The sequence below is a fragment of the Mycobacterium stomatepiae genome, from assembly GCF_010731715.1.
Lineage (GTDB): Bacteria > Actinomycetota > Actinomycetes > Mycobacteriales > Mycobacteriaceae > Mycobacterium > Mycobacterium stomatepiae.
In genome coordinates, this window is the sequence record NZ_AP022587.1 from 531460 (window position 1) to 548077 (window position 16618).

The 16618-nt window shown below is 63.3% G+C and carries 16 protein-coding genes; 10 read left to right on the plus strand and 6 right to left on the minus strand.

The annotated features are described in order from the left end of the window. Nucleotides 1-108: 108 nt before the first annotated feature. Both G6N54_RS02570 and G6N54_RS02575 read left to right on the plus strand, forming a co-directional pair. On the plus strand, nucleotides 109-411 hold the full coding sequence (locus G6N54_RS02570) for an alpha/beta hydrolase family protein (RefSeq protein ID WP_179969158.1): 303 nt from the start codon (nucleotides 109-111) through the stop codon (nucleotides 409-411). Between the two features lie 23 nt (nucleotides 412-434). After that, a complete protein-coding gene (locus tag G6N54_RS02575) occupies nucleotides 435-1805 on the plus strand; it encodes an APC family permease (RefSeq protein ID WP_163788441.1) in 1371 nt (456 codons plus the stop codon). A gap of 86 nt (nucleotides 1806-1891) precedes the next feature. Here G6N54_RS02575 and G6N54_RS02580 read toward each other — a convergent pair whose 3' ends face one another. Genes G6N54_RS02580 through G6N54_RS02590 form a run of 3 tightly spaced genes read right to left on the minus strand, consistent with a single transcriptional unit; the run spans nucleotide 1892 to nucleotide 5108 of the window. Next, complete coding sequence (locus G6N54_RS02580) at nucleotides 1892-3343, minus strand: flavin-containing monooxygenase (protein ID WP_163788442.1); 1452 nt, start codon at nucleotides 3341-3343, stop codon at nucleotides 1892-1894. Beyond that, nucleotides 3340-4212, minus strand: coding sequence for a patatin-like phospholipase family protein (locus G6N54_RS02585; protein ID WP_232073716.1), 873 nt, complete (start codon nucleotides 4210-4212; stop codon nucleotides 3340-3342). Before G6N54_RS02585 ends, G6N54_RS02580 begins: the two co-directional genes overlap by 4 nt. A 50-nt stretch (nucleotides 4213-4262) precedes the next feature. Further along, nucleotides 4263-5108 carry an SDR family oxidoreductase gene (locus G6N54_RS02590; protein WP_163788443.1) on the minus strand — a complete coding sequence of 282 codons (846 nt, stop codon included), beginning with the start codon at nucleotides 5106-5108 and terminating at the stop codon, nucleotides 4263-4265. 97 nt (nucleotides 5109-5205) lie between these two features. Between G6N54_RS02590 and G6N54_RS02595 the strand changes: the two genes are divergently transcribed. After that, a complete protein-coding gene (locus G6N54_RS02595; protein ID WP_163788444.1) occupies nucleotides 5206-5844 on the plus strand; it encodes a TetR/AcrR family transcriptional regulator in 639 nt (212 codons plus the stop codon). Between the two features lie 848 nt (nucleotides 5845-6692). Further along, nucleotides 6693-7178 (plus strand): NlpC/P60 family protein, encoded by a 486-nt coding sequence (locus tag G6N54_RS02600; protein ID WP_163788445.1) that lies wholly within the window; start codon nucleotides 6693-6695, stop codon nucleotides 7176-7178. A gap of 9 nt (nucleotides 7179-7187) precedes the next feature. Here the strand turns inward: G6N54_RS02600 and G6N54_RS02605 are convergent, their stop codons facing one another. After that, nucleotides 7188-7544 (minus strand): DUF732 domain-containing protein, encoded by a 357-nt coding sequence (locus tag G6N54_RS02605; protein ID WP_163788446.1) that lies wholly within the window; start codon nucleotides 7542-7544, stop codon nucleotides 7188-7190. 400 nt (nucleotides 7545-7944) lie between these two features. Between G6N54_RS02605 and G6N54_RS02610 the strand changes: the two genes are divergently transcribed. Beyond that, a complete protein-coding gene (locus G6N54_RS02610) occupies nucleotides 7945-8511 on the plus strand; it encodes an FKBP-type peptidyl-prolyl cis-trans isomerase (RefSeq protein WP_163788447.1) in 567 nt (188 codons plus the stop codon). A 7-nt stretch (nucleotides 8512-8518) separates the two neighbouring features. On the opposite strand, the gene G6N54_RS02615 is transcribed toward G6N54_RS02610, so the two are convergent. Next, on the minus strand, nucleotides 8519-9247 hold the full coding sequence (locus G6N54_RS02615) for a hypothetical protein (protein ID WP_163788448.1): 729 nt from the start codon (nucleotides 9245-9247) through the stop codon (nucleotides 8519-8521). Between the two features lie 204 nt (nucleotides 9248-9451). Here G6N54_RS02615 and G6N54_RS02620 point away from each other — a divergent pair, with 204 nt between their 5' ends. From G6N54_RS02620 to G6N54_RS02640, 5 genes are all read left to right on the plus strand, one after another. Beyond that, entirely contained in the window at nucleotides 9452-10321 is an 870-nt protein-coding gene (locus tag G6N54_RS02620; protein ID WP_163788449.1) for an alpha/beta fold hydrolase, read from the plus strand. Between the two features lie 115 nt (nucleotides 10322-10436). Further along, the gene (locus tag G6N54_RS02625) at nucleotides 10437-11504 is read left to right on the plus strand and encodes an MBL fold metallo-hydrolase (protein ID WP_163788450.1); all 1068 of its coding nucleotides are present in this window, start codon (nucleotides 10437-10439) and stop codon (nucleotides 11502-11504) included. Nucleotides 11505-11581: 77 nt separating this feature from the next. Next, complete coding sequence (locus G6N54_RS02630; protein ID WP_163788451.1) at nucleotides 11582-12049, plus strand: carboxymuconolactone decarboxylase family protein; 468 nt, start codon at nucleotides 11582-11584, stop codon at nucleotides 12047-12049. 39 nt (nucleotides 12050-12088) lie between these two features. Continuing rightward, nucleotides 12089-13039: a GGDEF domain-containing protein gene (locus tag G6N54_RS02635; protein ID WP_232073287.1), complete on the plus strand. Its 951-nt coding sequence runs from the start codon at nucleotides 12089-12091 to the stop codon at nucleotides 13037-13039. Nucleotides 13040-13349: 310 nt separating this feature from the next. Further along, nucleotides 13350-14984, plus strand: a complete 1635-nt coding sequence (locus tag G6N54_RS02640; RefSeq protein ID WP_163788452.1) for an L-lactate permease — start codon at nucleotides 13350-13352, stop codon at nucleotides 14982-14984. A 7-nt stretch (nucleotides 14985-14991) separates the two neighbouring features. Here G6N54_RS02640 and zwf read toward each other — a convergent pair whose 3' ends face one another. Continuing rightward, nucleotides 14992-16491 carry a glucose-6-phosphate dehydrogenase gene (zwf, locus tag G6N54_RS02645; protein ID WP_163788453.1) on the minus strand — a complete coding sequence of 500 codons (1500 nt, stop codon included), beginning with the start codon at nucleotides 16489-16491 and terminating at the stop codon, nucleotides 14992-14994. Nucleotides 16492-16618: the final 127 nt, after the last annotated feature.

The following is a 16618-nucleotide window of genomic DNA, read 5'->3' on the forward strand; positions in this document are numbered from 1 at the left end:
GGCTCGGTTACCGATCGGGAGTACGTCGCCGGTACCGACGAGTTTTAGCGCCGCCACGTGTGCCGCACGATGCCGCTCCCTCAGGATTTCGTCGCTAACGTGGCACAGATGGAAGCCGAACCCACGGTGTACTTCACGATGAACGGCCCCGACGAATTCCGCGTGGTGGGCACTCTGCGGGACTGGAGCATCATTGAGCGATTGCCATCGATCAATGTCCCCACGCTGGTGATCGCCGGCGAGTTCGACGAGGCGATACCGGACACTTGGCGGCCTTACTTAGAGAAGATCCCCGACGTCCGCAGCCACGTCTTCGACGGCACCAGCCACTGCACGCACCTGGAGAAGCCCGAGGCATTCCTTTCTGTCGTCGCGACGTTCCTGGCTGGCTACGACGCTGCCAGAAACTAACCCCTGGATCAGACAGGAACCCCATGAATGTTTTGAAAACTCGAACCGGAGCCAATGCGCGGGACACGCTGGAGTCGTTTGGCTACCAACAAGAGTTGCACCGCTCAGTCGCCACGGTCGACCTGGTGGTGTACGGGTTGGTTTTCATGGTGCCCATTGCTCCGTGGGCGATTTTCGGCACCGTCTACAACAGTGCGTCGGGCATGGTTCCGCTCGTCTATGTCATCGGCTTGATGGCGATGGTGTTCACGGCCTTGGCCTACGCGCAGATGGCTAAGTCCTTCCCGCTCGCTGGTTCGGTGTTTTCCTACGTGGGTCGCGGAATCTCGCCTGCAGCAGGGTTTTTCGCTGGCTGGGCAATCTTGCTCGACTACCTGCTGATTCCGACGCTGCTCTATGTCTTTGCTGCCGAGTCGATGGTCGGCCTGTTCCCCAGCACACCGCGTTCGATGTGGGCGATGCTATTCGTGGTAGTGAACACCGTTATCAATCTGCTTGGAGTCAACTCCCTCAAGCAAGCCAATCGAGTCTTCCTCGCCGTCGAATTGCTCTTCGTCGTCATCTTTGTCGTCATCGCGGTCCGGGTGATCACCGGTCGCCGATTGCCGCACGTCGGTTGGAGCACCGCACCCATCTGGAACTCTGGTGCGGTGAGCGCTCCCCTGATGGCGACCGCGCTATCGATCGCCGTGCTTAGTTTCCTGGGGTTCGACGGCATCTCCACACTGTCCGAGGAGTCAACCGGAAAGAAGAACCCGGCCGGTCGGGCCATGGTAGGCGCGCTGTTCCTCGTCACGTTTCTGTTCGTGATCCAGACGTGGCTGGCTTGTCTGTTGGCCGGCGGTCGGAAGTCATTTCCCGACGACGTGGCCGGAAACGCGTTCTTCGAATTGGTCCGGGAGGCAACCAATACCGGCTGGATGAACGCCTTCTTCGTGGTAAACGTAATCGCCATTGGATTTGCTAACGCCATGGCCGCACAGGCCGCGACCAGTCGGCTGCTGTTCTCCATGAGCAGGCATCGTCAATTGCCGCGTTATCTGTCCAAGGTCAGCTCGCGACAGGTCCCGATGGCTGCAACGCTGACGGTTAGCGCCGTCAGCTTGGTGCTGGTGCTGTTCTTTGTCGGCCAGATCGAACTCATCACCTCGATGGTTAACTTCGGCGCACTGTTCGGCTTCTGCCTGCTGCACGTCTCTGTGATCTGGTTCTACGTGGTGCGGAAGAAGTCTAGAAACTATCTGCTGCACCTGGTGGTGCCAGCCCTGGGATTCGTCATCATCGCCTATGTCTTGTTCAACGCTGGTTCATTGGCCAAGATCGGCGGGCTGGTATGGCTGGGCGTCGGTGTGGTGGTGTTCCTTGTCAATAAGGCGCGCGAGGTCAATGCGTAATCCACCCTGAGTTGACTTCTGTTGGGTGAGAACGAGCTGGATGAATTCGGCGGAATCGACGGATTTACGATCTGCTGTTTGTGAAGTTAGGTGGTCCAGTAGTGCGCCGGCTCGGGCTCGCTCAGCATCTGGGTGAGAGTGGTCCGGTCGAATGGCCACAGATCGATGGACCCGTCGTCGGTGAGATACCAGGAATTGCAGCCGGCGTTCCAAACCGTCGGACCCATGGCGTCGGCAACCGCTGCGTTGAACTCGTCGGTGGCTTGCTGGGTGACTTCGACTTCGCTGACGTCGCCGTCGCGGAACTTGTTGAGCCACTTGACGATGTAGCGAGCGGTCAATTCCGCGGAGTACTGCAGCGGAATGGACCCGGTCGGTGAGTTTGGCCCGAGCACAGTGAACAGATTCGGGAATCCGGGGATTGCGGTCATCCGGTAGGCGCGGGGACCCTTCAACCAAGCGTCGTCGAGGGTGATCCCGTCGCGGCCGACGATCGACATCGGCCGCATGTAGTTGTGTGGGTGAAAGCCGGTGGCCAGCACGATGATGTCGACGTCGTGGTGCTCGCCGTCGCAAGTGCGGACGCCGGTGGGTGTGATCTCGGTGATTGGGTCGGTGACCAAGTGCGCATTGCGCGCCATGATGGCCCGGTAGTAGGTGCCCGATACGACTTGGCGCTTGCACAAAGGTTCATAGTCGGGGGTGAGCTGTGCGCGTAACTGCGGGTCGCGGATCTGAACACGAAGACTCGCGCGCGCATAGGCTTGCGCCAGGCTGCGCCGCCACGACGGCTTCGTCACGATGTCGGCGAGGATTCCCGACGCCCACTGCAACTGGGCATACGTGAGGTCCAGCAACCGCGGCCAGCGGCGCAACGCCCTGGTCAGCGACCGAGGTTGCTGCAGCCCCATCGGCGCCCACAAGATCCACTGCGCGGAGCGGGCAAAGTGGGTGAGCGATTCGGCCGCGGGCTGCAGTGCCGAAACTACTTGTACACCAGTCGAACCGGTGCCAATGACCGCAATCCGCCGGCCCGCGGTCGGCAAGTCGGGATCCCATCGTGCGGTGTGGACCAACGGTCCGGCAAAGGAGTCGCGACCCGGGATGTCGGGAATGTTCGGATGGTGCAGCACACCGGTTGCGCACACGACGAAGTCGGCCTCGAGGTCGTCCCCGCCAGCCGTGGCCACCGTCCAAGTACCGCCGTCGTAGTGAGCGGTGACGACCTCGGCGTTCAGTTGCAGATGCGCCTCCAGCCCGAATCGGTCGACGACGTCACGGTGATATCGCTGAATGTCCGCGCCCGCGGCCCACAGGTGGCTCCAGTCCGGTTTGGGAGCAAAACCGTACTGGTAGATCTGGGACGGCACATCGCAAGTGAGTCCGGGGTAACGGTTCCAATGCCAGACCCCGCCCACGTCGGAACCCTTCTCCAAGATGGTGAAGTTGGTGAACCCGGCTTGTTTGAAGGTATACGCGGCGGCGATACCGGCCATCCCGGCGCCAATGATGACGATCCTGGGGTCTCTGGTCGTCACATGTCCTCGCTCTTGGCCAGCGCGCGTCGTATAGCAAGCGGCGCAGTGCGCATGGCAGATTCGAACGCTGCGCGCCGCCGACTACGTCGCATGAAGTGCGCGCCCAGACCCGCGAGGTCCGTGTGGTCGGGACTAATGACCACAACCTGGGTGCCGCGGCCCCGTACCGTGTCCACCTCGCGCTGCAGCCCGGCCGACATGGCGCGACGGAACAGATGGTACTCGAGAAATCCACCGACGCCGGAAGCTCGGCAACCATTCTCGGACGCCATCGGCACGATGACATAAATTACGTCGACAGCATCGGGCTCGATCAGATCGACGGACGCGGTCGAGGCCGCCCCGCCGTCCACGAAGTGCCGCCCGCCGATTGTCACGGGCGGCATCCAGCCTGGGATAGCCCACGACGCGCGTAGCGCCTGGCCGGCAGTGGCTTCCGGTGCGCTCGAAGTTCCGAACGAAACCCGTTCGCCGCGTTCGTAATCGAATGCCACCATCCAACTGTTGGGATGCAGCAGCCAGCCCGATGGCCCTGCAAAGTCATCGGCAAGCCGTTGCAACCAGCCGGTATCCCCGCGGCCCATCGGGGCGATACCGGTCGCCGCGGCCAGTCCGCGCTGCGTGCGCGGTAGGCGCCAATTGAGCGGTCTGGGTATTGGTATTGGCGGCAGGCTCGCGGGTGTTGCCGCGATGTGACGCTGAAGACGTTCGTCGCCGCTGACGCCACGCTGCATCTCGACCAAGTCGCTGATCGAGGCACCCCCGCCGAGCATGGTGACGATCTCGGCACCTGCTGAGGTGCCCTGCATAAGGTCGGCGTCGCGCGGATCGATGCCGGTCTGCTCTGCCAGCGCATGCAGCGCAGCAATGGCCTACGCGCCGCCGATCGTCCCACCGCAACCGATCACCACAGCTGTTCTCACGACTGAGGCCCTGAATGCGATTGTTCCGCATGGTCTTTGGCCTGGCGGTCCAGGCGTTGCAGATACGCCGAGCGCCTACCAGCGTCGAGTTCGGTCAGGGCGCGACGGTCGGAGATGCGGGATCGGACCGCCTGCTCGACGAACTCGGGCACAAATGCGTCGACAAAGGACCACATCGGAGCCACCCAGCCCGGCACCGAGGTGCGGTCGGCGCGGGTTCGCACCGTGCGCAGGATCGCGCGCGCGACGTCATCGGGATCGACTGTCGGCATTCCCCATCCAAGGCGAACACCCGAAGTCAATTCGGTGCGCACCGTCGATGGCAGTACCGCACACACTGTCACGCCGGTCCCGGTGTACTCCCGCCGGGCGGCCAACGACGCGCCCAGTGCGGCGAACTTGCTGGCGTTGTAGGTCACCATTCCAGGAATCGGGATCATTCCCGCCATCGAGGCAACATTGACCGCGTGTCCGGCGCCCTGATCAATCATCGCGGGGATGACTGCTTGCATACCATTGAGGATGCCTCGCACGTTGACGTCAAGCACGAGATCGGTAGTGGCTTCGGGTTCGACCTCGAAGGCACCCAACGGCATCACCCCCGCGTTGTTGACGAGGATGTCGATACGCCCAGAGGTATCCAGGACCCGTGCGACCATTCGCTTCCACGACGAGCGATCAGTCACGTCGAGGTGGGAATCGGGGGTGTCGACATCACCGATCCACACCGTTGCGCCGCGCGCGGCGAAAAGTTCCGCCGTCATGGCGCCGATACCGCGTGCCCCGCCCGTGACGATGACGACTGCCCCGTCGACCGAGCCTGATGCTCGGGATCTGCCCATGAAGCCTCCACGCGTTTAAAATTCAAATACCGACAGTATTTGAATACCATGAGTTAAATCAATACTTCGGGTACGCCCCCCGAACTATCATCGGCGCATGCCACGGCTGACCAGGGCGAAGCGCCAGGAACAGACCCGAGCCGAGCTGCTCGAGGCGGCTAAACAGCGGTTTCTGGCCCATGGTTACGCGGCCACCAGCCTCGAGGACATCGCCGATGACGCCGGCTACTCCAAGGGAGCGGTGTACTCGAATTTCGGAAGTAAGCCCAACCTATGCCGGGAAGTGCTCGAGTCGATCCACCAAGAGAAGCTCACCGAAATGTCCGATCTCGCGAAGTCGGACACCGGGATATCCGAACGGGTCGACGCGCTCAACGCATGGCTGGAACGCACCGCGGGCGACGTGGGATGGACCATGCTGGAACTGGAATTCGCCGTGCTCTCCCGCCACAATTTCGAACTCACCCAAATGATCAGCGGACTACGCAACCAAGCCGCGCAAATGGTCGTCGGTGCACTGCGGTCCATGCTCACCGGCCAAGGGCTGACCGAGGAGCAGCTGATGCTAAACGGGTCTGCCGACAGCCTCGACGATCTCGGCAATCTATTCCTCAGCGCCGGCATCGGGCTGGGCATTCAACGGGCAATCGACCCGTCACTGCCTGCCAGGCCGGTCACCGCCACCATTACGAGGATCATCAATTTGCTTGTCGCCGTGGGTAGCGGCGTCAACTGAACCGCGATAAGGATTCCAGCCCGCGACACCGACGCTGGTTTTCCCGCCCGTGTCATATCTTGGATGTCCGAGACATGATGAATCGACACGGAGGGCACCCGCTGGACGACGACGCAACGCTGTCGCCCGCGCACCCGCTCGAGTTCAATCGCGGCCTCGAGCAGCGGCAAATCCTCATTGCTGGATGCTATTTGGCTGGGTATTCTGCGTAACTTCAACGCCTCCAGCGACGCCACCGCGACGGGTTCCAATGCCGGCCGGCGTACCGTCGACAAAACCCGAGGGTTAATGGTGCTCGACGAAACGAAATAGCGCGAAGGGGATTGAGTCCCATGATAGCTGTCGAAGCTCGATTGCGTTGGATAGCAGTCATTTTCGGTCGCGACTAGTATTCCGAGCCCGATGCGGTGTTCCTCTATCGCACAGTTCTTTTCGAAACCTTTGCTCGCTCGTGCGGCCGGCCAGCCTAGTATTGCGTAGTCAGCGCAGACTATTCGACTGAGCAAAGAGCCGAGCATCGAATGAAGTTTCTTGCCCCGATTCTGTTGGCGGTCTGCGTGGCGGGTTCGTTGCTCACCGGAGGTCCAGTCGCGGTTGCGCGGGGCGACACCGGTGAGTCCTACCCGTTTTCGTGTGCCCGGACCTCATTGACGGCGGATTTCGTAAGCCGTGACGGGCTGCCGCAAAGTTCAGTTCCTCCGTCCGAGTGGTACCGCACGAATGCGGAGGGCCACTATGTGAATCAGGGTTGGGGACCAGCGGCGGACGCCCTCCCTCCGCCGGTCATCCCCCAAGACGCCGGGTGTGATGCCGGCACCTGGAGGCGGGAAAGGATCCTTGCCGCGGCCATGCGCTATATATATGCACCCGACAATGCGCTGGGCCTGCAATACCGTCACCATCACATCCCCGGCTGGGACCCGCCGGCCTCGACCCATGCCGGTGCCCCCGAGGAGAATCCAGACACCGACAGCCCGCATGGGTCGACCGCTTGGAGTTCCGGGCGGGGCCTGGATTGTTCCAATTTCACCGCGTGGGTTTACAACTACGGGCTGGGTATCAAGTTCAACGGCGATGTCCACCAGCAATACGACGGCAAGGCGGGTCCGATGGGCGATCGGATCCCCAAAGACGGTCCCTTCGCGCCCGGCGATCTGATTTATTTGCATCCCGACGGAAGCGAGAACGAAGCCTCGCATGTGGTGATCTACATCGACGATCAACACATCATCGATAGCCGCGCCCACGCACAGAATGTGGTTGGGGTCCAAATTCGCAATCGGCAGGGCTGGTACCGGTCCGCTGTCCTTGGTGCATGGCGGCCGATCGCCTGAGCGCTCTCGTTAGGTGCAAAGAGAAGGGGCGTCGCACACGTTGCCGGGGCAATAGATGTTGTGTGCGGCGTTGACCATCGTTCCGACATCCGGCAACGTCACGCTCCTCTTGTCCAAATGAGCGTGCACCTCGTCGGCAATCTGTTGAGGCGTCCAACCCCACACGAGGTCGTAGCAGATGAGGTGTGCCTCCCCGATGAGCGCCTCTTCCGTCTGCGGCGGCCAGGTGAGGCCGACGGCGCGCAGCTGCGCGAGGTATGCGTCATCCTGTGCGGTGGTGGCAGTCGCTGGCGCCGCGCTACCAACCAGCGCGGCGCCGGCCACCATGGCGATTGCGAGTCTGGCGAGCCAGCGAGGTGAGGGCATTCGATTCCCGTCTGTTCTCTTGGCGTTAGCAAGGGCGCCGGTGGCGGCAAAGCTGCACAGATAAGGAGAATAGCGAACGGCGGGCAACGCAGCGGCGCAAATGACAACGTGTCGAGTGCTCACCGCGCCAACCAGGGGCGGCCGATCCCGGGCTGCCAGGCCGACGCAGCTTGTCTTGACAACGTCGATAGCCAGCCAGGGAAATGGTCACTATGACCGGACGGCCGTACAGCGGGAGAGGTTATTCGCCCAATCCCGAATTCCTCACCCCGGTTGGTCATGACGGGGCATCGTCGCCGAGGAATACCGGCACGCCGGTCCTAGCCAACTCGGATCCACGCTTCGGGCAAACCATCCGCGAACACGGGTCCGCGACCCCGGAAAAGCACGTGGCTGTAGCGTGACGGCCGTGAACTTTCTCCGGGTGTACTCCTCGATCGTGTTCGCGGCCTGTGTCGCGGCAACCGTGCTGTTGCTCGCTGGAGCGGGCACCGCAACCGCGGCGGGCTCGTGCCCAACGGCGGCAGCGCCGGCTGGTGGAACTCCTGATTGGACGCTGGCCGGGACCACCGGCAGCATCGCAGTCATCGGGCCCACCGACACGACCGCCCCGCGCGTGACCGTGACGGCGCCGTTCAGTGTGAACCAGACCCAGGTGCACACCCTGCATGCCGGAGACGGACCGGTGGTCTCGCCCACTGCCAAGGTTTCCGTCTGCTACATGGGCGTCAACGGGCGTGACGGTTCCGTGTTCGACAGCAGCTTCGACCGGGGCGCCCCGGTCGACTTCCCGCTCACTGGAGTCGTGACCGGCTTCCAGAAGGCCATCGCCGGGCAGAAGGTCGGCTCGACCGTCGCCGTCGCGATGGTCCCGGCGGATGGCTACCCCGAGGGGCAGCCCAGCGCCGGAATCCGGCCGGGCGACTCGCTGATCTTCGCGATCAAAATCCTCAGCGCCGCGGGCTGATCCGTCGCTATCGCGGGAACAGATACGCGATCAGGCTGAGAACGAGCGCCGCGATCCCCGAAATTCCAGCGACGACGGTCCAGGTATCCCTGCGAGGGCGGCGGGCGAGGACGACCAATTTGGAAAATCCGCGCGTGGCGCGGGTGGAGCGCACGAACAGATACGAGCACAGTGCGATCAACAAGAACGCCGTGCGAAGAGACCAGTGCGCCATCGAGTGTCGGCCTGCGTGGAAAAAGAAGCCGGCAGCGAAAAACGTAGCTGCCCCGCCGAGCAGCGCAATCGGCAGCGAACGAAGCCAGTTGGCCGCAAGGTAGGTCAGCGAGCTGCGATCGGGCAAGCTGGCCCAGTACTGAACCAGCGACGATTGGCGCTGAAGCGACGTCTCCCCGACAGCCTCGACTATGTTGCGGTAGTAGCGGCTCAGCCAAATGGTCAAGGTCGAACCGTCGCCGTAGTGGAATTTTGCAAATACGGACTTAACGTCCTCGGCATCTTCGATCGGCTCGATCTCGTTGATATCGGTCGTCGACGCCTGGCTGCCGTCCGACCAAACCATCGTCACGATTCTGCAATTCGCCTCACGCGCAGCCGTCTCCAGCAAGTGTTTCAGTTCGGACGGGAGAATCGACCCGCGTGTCAGCTCGATTTCCGACGGCTTATCTTGTTTGTTCAAGCCAGTGCCTTCCCGGTGGTGACCATCTGTCCCACTGCTCGGTAGTTCAGTCGGCCACAACCTCGACGGCTCTGTGACTGATGCTCATTTTTGTTGCCGGCGTGGAATTTTCACCACGACGCGTCGTCTACCAGTTGAAAGGCTGGAGCTTCTGGAAGGCGCGACCACCGAGTGCCGGCGTAACATCTGAAAAGAAGAGTTGTCAGTACGTCGTAAAGCCCTGTCGCGCAGTGGTATACGAATTCAGCACATAGTGTTGCGGCTATGAATGCAAGCCTTATGCGGCTGCGCGACGGCCGCGAGCTGTCTTGGGCCGAAATGGGTGATCCCGCCGGCTACCCGGTTTTCGCATTCCATGGCACGCCAGGCTCCCGTCGCCAGGTCCTGGTCGACCCGGCACCCGCGCTCGCGGCGGGCGCCCGGATGATCGCTCCGGACCGACCGGGCCGCGGGGCCAGCACCTGGCAATCTCGCCGCACGTTCGCGGGGTGGGCGAGGGACGTCGCCGAACTGGCCGACCACCTGGGTATCGACCGCTTCGCCGTTCTCGGCATCTCGGGCGGAGGGCCGGACGCGGCGGTCTGCGCCCGCTTCCTGCCCGACCGCGTCAGCTCGGCCGCGCTGGTCAGCGGTGTCGGTTCGCTGGCCGAGCCCGGCTCGGAGGCAGGCATGATGACGGCCAACAGAATGTTCGCCCGGCTCGCCAGGGACGCGCCCGCGGTCAACGCCGTGATCTTCGGACTCATCTTTCTGGTTGGGCGCCGGGCCCCTGAGCGGGTCTTGCCGCTGCTCGCGAACAGCATGCCTGCGGTCGATACCGCGGTGCTGTCACGGCCCGAGGTGCGAAGCTCCTTCCTCTCCTTGCTGTCGGACGCGTCACCTACCGCAGGCCGGGCCGCGGCGCAGGATTTCCGACTCTTCGCCCGTGACTGGGGTTTCCGGCTCGAGGACATCAGCGTGCCCGTGCAGGTGTGGCAGGGCGACGTCGGCGTGAACGTCCCCGTCGCTCACGCCGAGCGTCAGGCGGCAGCGATCCCGGGTGCCGTCCTGCACATGGTTCCGGGCGAGGGCCACCTGATGTCCTTCGATCATTTCGAGGAGATCCTGCGCGAGCTGCTAGCCTCGAGGAACTGACCGTATCCCGGATACCCAGTCGCCCAAGGGATTTGACCGGGTACGAGCCGGAAAACGCGATTCTCTGTACACCTCACGGCCAACTAAGTCGGGAGATGGCGCCAGGGCTCACCCCATGCCTAGGCTGTCGACCGTGTGTGGCGGCGATGGATTGAATGCTGGCGGCGCGGCGCCCCGCGTCGTCGAGGGCGCGGCGGTCGATCCGATCGCGCTGGAGCCGGTAGACGAGTTGGCGATCACGACCCTGGTAGACAACAGCTACGACGGCCTGTTGATGGACATGGGCCCCGCGCAGCGAATGACGATGCCGCGCATCCCCGCGGTGAACGCGGCCCTCTTCGAGGGCGGCACCACCATCCCCGGAATGGTTGCCGAGCACGGGTTCTCGGCACTGGTCACGGTGCGAAGGGGCGATCGGTCCCACACGCTGCTGTTCGATACCGGCATCTCCCCAGACGGCATGGCGACCAATATGGAACGCCTGGGCGTCGACGTCGCCGACATCGAGGTGGTAGTGCTCAGCCACGGCCACTTCGATCATGCCGGCGGTTTTGCCGGGCTGTCCCGCCTGCGCGGCCGTACGGGACTGCCGTTGACCGTGCATCCGCTGGTCTGGAGCCAACGCCGAATCGCGGTACCGGGGCGGCCGGGCTGGGAACTTCCCACGCTCAGCCGAACCTCGCTGCAGAACGAGGGCTTCGAGGTGATCGAGCGGCGGCAGCCCTCGATCCTGCTTGGCGGCAGCGTGCTGATCACCGGCGAGATCGACCGCACAACCGATTTCGAGACCGGTATGCAATTCCATGAGGTATATCGCGACGGTGGGTGGGAGCCGGATCCCCAGATCCTCGACGACCAGGCGCTGGTGGTTCACGTGCGCGGGCTCGGGCTTGTCGTTTTGACCGGCTGTGGCCACGGCGGGGCGATCAACATCGCGCGACACGCGATGCGGCTCACCGGTGTCGATCGGTTGCACGGCCTGCTCGGCGGCTTCCATCTGACCGGTCCCGGCTTCGAGCCCATCATCGAACCCACCGTCGACGCGCTCGTCGAGTTGTCCCCCGGCCTCGTCGTCCCGGCGCACTGCACCGGATGGCGCGCACAGCACCGGTTCGCCGCATCGCTGCCGGACGCTTTCGTGCCCAACGCCGTGGGCACGTCGTTCGTGCTCACCGCGGCCTAGATCTCTATGTGACGGAATACTAAGTGCCACAATGATGTTTGCTTGCCGCGCTGATAGCGCGGACGTACCGTTCCCCCATGACAATTGCAAGTCGACTGAAGGCGTGGCTGGCGGCATCGGCCGTGGCGCTGATCATCGGTGGGGGTTTGACGCCCGATGCGCTGCCGCGGAGCCGGGCCGACGGGTGTGGCGATACCGCGGCGGCCGCCGCGTCACCGAGTAGCTGTGCCGACCCCGCGCCGGCTCCTCCACCGCCTGCGTGGCTTGCCGCGGTTCAGCAGCGCGACCCGCAATTCGCGGGCACTTATCAGGCCGTGCGCGAGCGGATCCTCAAAGACGGAGCCATTCCCGCCAAGTACAAGCTGCTGATGGGAATGGTCACCGACGCCATCGCCGCACATCCCGATGGTGTCAGGGCGCTCGCCGCCAACGCTCGCGCCGCGGGCGCCTCGGAGGCCGAGGTCACGGAGGCGGTCGAGGTCGGATACCTCTACGGCGGTACTGCAGCGCTCGTGATGGGGGTCAACGCCTTCCCCGGCAGCTGATCGCGGGAAAGGTATCCCCCACACCCTTATTCTGAGCACGTGCCATGGCGTGCCGAACCCCGACCGACCACGAGCGTTTGGCATGGGATCGGCCTGACGGCGTTTCTGTCGATGCTCGGCCTCTATGCCGGGGCGGGCTACTTTTACGGTGCTGGGTTTAGCCATCGGTTTCTGTGGGTCCTCGGCGGCGGCGTCGTCGTTGCGGGGATCGTTTCGTTCGTCGGCCGGTGGCGAGGCTGGCAGGAGCGGCGCGCCCTGTTGTTCGGGTGGCCGGTGGCGTCACTGCTCGGGACGGTTCTGGTCGGCGCCGTCGCGCCCGCCGCGACCCAGAACCTTCCCGGCATCATCACCGTCACGTTCGGCTACATCGGCCTCACGTGCTCGCGCTGGCGCTCGCTCGCTTTCGTCCCGCTCGCAATGGTGGCATTCGTCGTCGGTGGCAGCAAGGTCCTCCCGGATGCGTTGACCACCGTGGTGTTGGCCGCGGCCATGTGGGTGATCGTCGCGGAGGTCCCGGCGTGGCTCATCTCGCAACTCGAGGAGCAAAGCGCGCTGCTGCGCAAGATCGCGCATACCGACGCGCTGACCCAATTGTTCGATCGGAGCACGCTCGGACCTCAGTTATCGGCGCACGCCAACGGTTCGGCCGTGGTGCTCATCGACCTCGATAACTTCAAGCGCTACAACGACGGTCACGGCCACGAAGCCGGCGACGATCTGTTGATCGCCTTCGCCGACGCGATCCGATGGTCGGTCCGCAGCGAAGACGTCGCCTTCCGTATCGGCGGCGACGAGTTCCTCCTGATGCTCATCGGCGCCGACCGCGCCGAGGCCGAGCAGGTCCTCGAGCGGCTTCGTAATCGCTGGGCCGAATTCGGCGAACCGGTCGGCTTCAGCGCCGGGATCGCTTCCGGGGAGCAGGATCTGATGCGGCTCGCGGACGAGCACATGTATGCCAACAAGCGCTCCCGCGATCTGTCCGCCGACTAGGCGAGCGCGTCGAACATATGGGCCGCGTCGATGCCGATCTGCTTTGCGACGTGGCTGGTATCCCAATACTCACGCCAATGGGTGTTCGGTGTTCTTCTTTGCGGGAACATTCTGTGGCATCTTCTGTTCCTTTGCCGGTCACCGATCTGGTCGAATGCTGCCGACAGGCCGCCGGTGGGCAAATCGGTGACGACCGTACTCCTAAATAAACTGGTTGATTTAATCAACCTACAAATCTTGTGCGGACATTCGTGGTTGTCATGTGATTGATCCGAGCCGTAGCACCCTTTGTGATCCATAAGGTGCCTATATGTATCGGCAGATTCTTGATCCTCTCGCTCACTCTCTGGGTTTGAGTTCACTAATGGCGGCCGTGCCACTGGCGATGCTCTTTGTAATGCTTGGCGTATTGCGTTTGCGGGCCTGGATGGCTTCACTGCTGTCGCTGGGCGTCGCGCTCGCGATCGCAGTTGCCGTGTACCGCATGCCAATCGGTCAGGCGCTGTTGGCAGGTGGCGAGGGCGCCGTCTTCGGGTTCTTCCCGATCCTCTGGATCGTGATCAACGCGATCTGGGTCTACCAAATGACGGTTCAGACAGGACATTTCGATGTGCTGCGGCACAGTTTCGCAAGCATCAGCGACGACCACCGCGTCCAGGCGATCATCATCGCGTTTTCGTTCGGCGCGCTGCTCGAAGCGTTGGCCGGATTCGGCGCGCCGGTCGCGGTCACGTCGGTGATGCTGCTCGCCTTGGGCTTCAAACCGTTCAAGGCCGCCGTGCTCGCGCTCGTTGCCAACACCGCGCCGGTCGCCTTCGGGGCGATGGCGACACCGATCATCACGCTCGGCAAGGTATCCGGATTGTCTAGCGACGCGCTCGGCGCCATGGTCGGGCGTCAAACCCCGATCATGGCCGTCTTCGTCCCCCTGGTGCTGGTGGCCATCGCCGACGGCCGCCGTGGAATTCGGGAGACCTGGCCCGCGGCCCTGACCGCGGGTGTGGTTTTCGGCATCGGCGAGTACGCCACCTCGAACTTCGTGTCGGTGCCACTGGCCGACGTGGTGGCCTCGTTGCTGTCCGCCGGTGCGGTGGTGTTGCTGCTGCGCGCCACCAGTCCGCAAACCGCACGGCGCACCGCCGTGGTCGCGAGCGGCGCCGGCGACGCGCCGTCCCCCGAATTCGAAGCCGACCTCGAGCGCCCCGAATCACGTGCCGAGGTATCCCGCGCCTACGCTCCCTACGCGATCATCATCGCCATCTTCGTGCTCTGCCAGATCCCCGCGGTGAAGCAGTATCTCGAAAACGCGACTTTCATCGCGCACTGGCCGGGACTGCACTTGCTCACCGCCAAGGGCACGCCATCCGCGCTGCCGAACTTCACCTTCAATCTGCTGACCACGCCGGGCACCCAAATGCTGGTCGCGGGCATCGTTTCCATGGTGGTGCTGCGCCTGTCGGCGGCCGGTGCGATCAAGGCTTACGGGGCAACGCTGTATCAGCTCCGTTGGGCAATCGTCACCGTAATGGCAGTTCTGGCACTGGCTTTCGTGATGAACGCCTCCGGGCAGACCATCACGCTGGGCGCCTGGATGGCCGGGGCGGGCGGTGCCTTCGCGCTGCTCTCTCCCATTCTGGGTTGGCTCGGCGTGGCGGTGACCGGCTCCGATACCTCGTCGAATTCTCTATTCGGCGCCCTTCAGGTGACCGCGGCCGCCAAGGCGGGGCTCTCCCCGCTGCTGATGGCCGCGGGCAACAGCAGCGGCGGCGTGCTGGGCAAGATGATCTCGCCGCAGAACCTTGCGATCGCGGCCGCGGCGGTCGACGTGCACGGCAAAGAAGGCGATATATTTCGTCGTGTTTTCTTGTGGAGCCTGGTGTTTCTGGCCTTCATCTGCGTCCTGTCGGGACTGCAAACGTCGGTGCTGTCCTGGATGGTGTTCTGACGAGGGGCTAGTTTTTAGCTTCGCGCCAGCCCCGCTCGAACGGCAACCGCCACGCGTTGGGCGCGATCAACTGATGAATGGCGTTGGGACCCCAGGTGCCGGGCGGATAGGTCTTGGCCGCCGGTGGATCGGTGAGCAGTTCTTTCGAACGTTCCCATAGTGATTCGATGCCCTCGGCCGTGGTGAACAGCGTGTGATCGCCGCGCATCGCGTCGAGAATGAGCCGTTCGTAGGCCTCCAGCGTCTGGTCCGCGGTGTCGATCTCACGTGACGAGAACTGCATCGACAACTTGTCGAGCTTCATCCCGGGGCCGGGCCGCTTGCCGTAGAAGGACAGCGAAACCTTCGAGTTGTCAGCGAGATCGAATGTGAGATGGTCGGGTCCCTGGGTCCCCACCCCCGACCCTGGCGGGAACATGCTGCGCGGAGCCTCTTTGAAGGCGATCGAGATGATGCGGATCCCTTCGGCCATCTTCTTGCCGGTGCGCAGATAGATCGGCACGCCGGCCCAGCGCCAGTTGTCGATGCCGACCCGCAGCGCGATGAACGTCTCGGTGTCGGAATCGCTTGCGACTCCGGGCTCCCCGCGATACCCGCCGTATTGGCCCCGCACCACGTCCGAGCATTTCACCGGAAGCATCGAGCGGAACACCTTGTTCTTCTCTTCGCTGATGGCGTAGGGCTCCAGGGCCGTCGGAGGTTCCATCACCACGAATGCCATCACCTGGAACAGGTGGGTCACCACCATATCCTTGTAGGCGCCGGTGCTTTCGTAGAAGTTCGCCCGCTGATCCAGCCCGAGGGTCTCGGGAATGTCGATCTGGATGTGGTCGATGAAGTTGCGGTTCCAGATCGGCTCGAACAACCCGTTGGCGAAGCGGAACGCCAAGATGTTCTGGGCCGCTTCCTTGCCGAGGAAGTGGTCGATGCGGAAAATCTGGGATTCGTCGAACGTTTCGTGCAGGAAGTCGTTGAGGGCCACCGCACTTTCCAAGTTGGTGCCGAACGGCTTCTCCATCACCACCCGGGAACGCTCGACGAGATTGGCCTCGCGCAGCATCGTGATCACGTCGCGTGCGGCTTTCGGCGGAACCGACAAGTAGTGCAGGCGCCGCACTTTCGGCCCCAGGCTGGCCTCGGCTTCGGCGACCGTGGCGGCCAGTGCCGCGGGTCCGGCACCCTGCGGGACGTAGCGCACGATCTTCGAGAAGTCGGCCCACTGTTCGGGCGTCAGTTTGTGGGTGCCGTACGAATCGATCGCGTTCTTCGCGATGTCCCGGAACTCGTCATCGCTCAGTTCTTCCAATGAGGTTGCGACGATCTGGATATCCGGTGCGAGTTCGGACTGATCTAAATAGGCCAGACCGGAGATCAGCTTGCGCTTCGCCAGGTCGCCCGTAGCGCCGAACAGCACGATGACATGAGGATCGAGCGGGTCGTAGTCGTGACGGCGCGGACGTGATTCCGGCGCCGGGTAAGAGATCGTTTGCGGTTTCTTCTCGGCCACGTCCGTGATACTTCCACTGTCAGGCTGTCTGCGCAGCTGCTGCCGTCGGATCGATTGTCGCCACAATCAGATCGATCTTCATCTGCGATCGGTAGCGGCTGCCGGACGAACTCTGTGTCAGCAGCCG